This window comes from Okeania hirsuta (genome assembly GCF_003838195.1).
In the GTDB taxonomy this organism is placed as follows: domain Bacteria; phylum Cyanobacteriota; class Cyanobacteriia; order Cyanobacteriales; family Microcoleaceae; genus Okeania; species Okeania hirsuta.
The window spans coordinates 1-2802 of record NZ_RCBY01000461.1 but is presented as its reverse complement, the minus strand read 5'-3'; the positions used below and the strand labels follow the sequence as shown (position 1 = coordinate 2802).

Below are 2802 nucleotides of genomic sequence, written 5' to 3'. Positions count from 1 at the left end.
CAGTGATTAAATTCACTGGAGATAGAGCGGTATTATCCTGTTTGATTAGCGTAATTATTACGCTAACTGTTAGTTACTTTTTGTCCAAAGTCCAATAACTACAGATAAAATTGAATTATTTATCAAAAATATTCTGTAGCCAAGTTAGTCTGAATCTCTTCAGTTATCTAATTGTTATTAGCAGAATTAGCTATTTGTTGAACAACCGATAAAGGCAAGTCTAAAGATTCAGCAATTGCCTCTAAACTCAATCCTAATTTAAGCAATCGAGGGACTGCTTCTTGTTTGGCCTTCTGTTGGCCTGTTTGTTCTCCAACTTGTTGACCATCGGCAAAAGCATTTTGAGCTTGTTGAACTTGTAATTGAGCTTGTATCGCTGACTCCTGGGGAGTTGGCACTCGTTCACCTTTGGCAGTGAAGTAACGCAGTTCACCTCCATCTACTCCTAAATATAATTCTAATTCTTGGCTCCAACGCCAACCTTCCTGGTTCGGTTGAATTTCTTCATAGCGATTTTGTTGTAAGCGAAATCCCATAAATTCCATAGTTTCGGGGTCGAACCAAAAATACTCTGGGGTGCGGAAGTTGTCTTGATATAACTGCTTTTTTAAGTTGCGATCGACTCTAGCGGTAGAGTCTGATAGTAACTCAATAATTAAGTTAGGATATTTACCGTTTTCCTCCCATACTACCCAGGAATTTCGAGGTTGTTTCTGGGTTTGCTTGACTAAGAAAAAGTCCGGACCGTGAAAGTCGCGAGCTTTTAGCTGCTGGCGACTGTAATAAATACTCAATCTTGCACCAATAAAGTAATCGTTTCTATTGCGCCACAACCATTCCAGACAAATAACTAGCAACATTAGTTGGGTATAGTGTTGAGAGCTTTCCATTTCGGGTTCGTCGCTTTCTAGTTGAGTAGCATCTGGCATTATTGCCTCTAATTCTTGGGCTGTTAAAACCATTGAGCTTAACCTTACAACTAATAGGTATGATTGGGATTATAGCATGGCAAAATGATATCCCCCCTACTGCCCCAGAAGGGAGGAAATATGTAGTGAAATATTAAAATTTTCCCTACATATATAGGACTACCCAAAGTTTATTTATCTAAACATTGACTGCTAAATTTGTTAATAATTGTTAATCCTATAGTTAGAATTGATGTCAGATCATATATATTTATAAGCAGAAATACTTGTATCCAGAGAACAAGTAACTGTAAGGCTCCAATTCACGAATTAGCTTGGGCTAGGAGGAAGGAGCAGGGGTGAGAGTCTTTTTGAAAAAGACAGTAATTTTGAGAAATATTAATTGAAGTTAAGTTTTATCTAGAACTACTCCTGTAATTGCACTTAAGTAAGAATTTGGCATTCAAGAAATTCCTCAAGACCTGAGATAAATCCAGTGAAACGGAGCAAATTTAATCAAGCTTAAAGGGGTGGAAAGATGACAGGATCTATTGACCGAGATAACCAGGTTGATGCTCGAGGAGGAAACTTCGACCCCTATTTTGCCGATATTTAGGATGAGTCAAATGTTTCAATTCATCTGAAACCCTTTTTATAACTTGATTACAGCATTTTAAAACTCTGTTTTGTAATAGATGTATTTAATGATTTTTTGGAGGAGTCCATCATGGCTACCACTATCATTGATGATCTCAGCACATCAAGAGGGGTTTTCGTTGACGATCAGAATAATATATTTGTTTCGGATTTTGATTTGAATTTTATCAACCCAGTTTATTCCGTTAAAAAGTTTGATGCAAATGGTTCACTTCTTGATACGGTTTCGATAGGCGAAGGAGGTAGTTTGACTGCTAAGTTTGCAGAGTTACCTAATTCAGACAGTTTCATTGGCTTGAGGGAAGATGGGATGTTAATGCTCATAGATCCAGATCCTCTGTCTGTAGATTTTTTAGATAATCTGCATCTTCGTTCTTTGGAAGGGGTGGAGACGAGTCCTATCTTGAACACTACTTTGTCTACAGTGTCTCAAGAAGCAGGAATATTGCTTTCCGCTAAACGGTGGACCAGGAAACGATATACTAACAGGGGGAGGTAGTATAGACCGCTTTATCTTTAACACCAATGAACCATTTTACCTAGAGGATGTTGGTATAGACCAAATTACTGATTTTTCCCAAACACCAGGAGATATTATTATTCTGGATATCACAACCTTCACTGCTATCAATAGCGAACCAGGAACAGGGTTCAGCATTACTGATGAATTTGCTGTAGTTAATGATGACGAATTTGCAGAAACTTCTAATGCAGTAATTGTTTATAACAGTGATAATGGTAATTTGTTCTATAACTCCAATGGTAGTGAGACAGGTTTTGGTAGTGGTGCTCAATTTGCCACTTTGCTCAATAGTCCATTATTAGAACTAGAAGATTTTGTTCTCAGAGGTTAAAAGCAAGTAGTCAGGAGGCGAGTTGGTGTGAAATTTTGCCTCCTGAATTCTAAGAACCTATCCCACTAATAAGGATATCCCTATTACCCGTGAGCAAGGAAAAAAAGTTTTAGAGATTTTTGCCGATGCTTGGGAAGCAAGTACAGATCTAGAAGTCGAGGGTATAAAATTGGAAGACTTACGCCCAGAATTAGAAAGACAAATCGCCACCGTAGTCGATCGCTTCAAATGGCAACCCCAAGACATTAGACTTGTCGCGAAATAAAACCTTAAAGTGAAATGGGAAAATTCTGGTTTTCACTGATTAAATTATCCTGCCATTAAGTAGAAATTCCAGAGTCCAGCCGCAGTGAACATGAAGCGATCGTCGCGCATCTTTAATG

General features: G+C 38.1%; 2 protein-coding genes. One reads left to right on the top strand and one right to left on the bottom strand.

Annotation, left to right across the window (positions count from 1 at the left end; translation table 11 throughout):
- Window positions 1–167: 167 nt before the first annotated feature.
- Window positions 168–962, bottom strand: coding sequence for a Uma2 family endonuclease (locus D5R40_RS31770; RefSeq protein ID WP_124155797.1), 795 nt, complete (start codon window positions 960–962; stop codon window positions 168–170).
- Between the two features lie 673 nt (window positions 963–1635).
- Here D5R40_RS31770 and D5R40_RS31765 point away from each other — a divergent pair.
- Window positions 1636–2064, top strand: a complete 429-nt coding sequence (locus D5R40_RS31765; protein WP_124146539.1) for a hypothetical protein — start codon at window positions 1636–1638, stop codon at window positions 2062–2064.
- Window positions 2065–2802 lie beyond the last annotated feature (738 nt).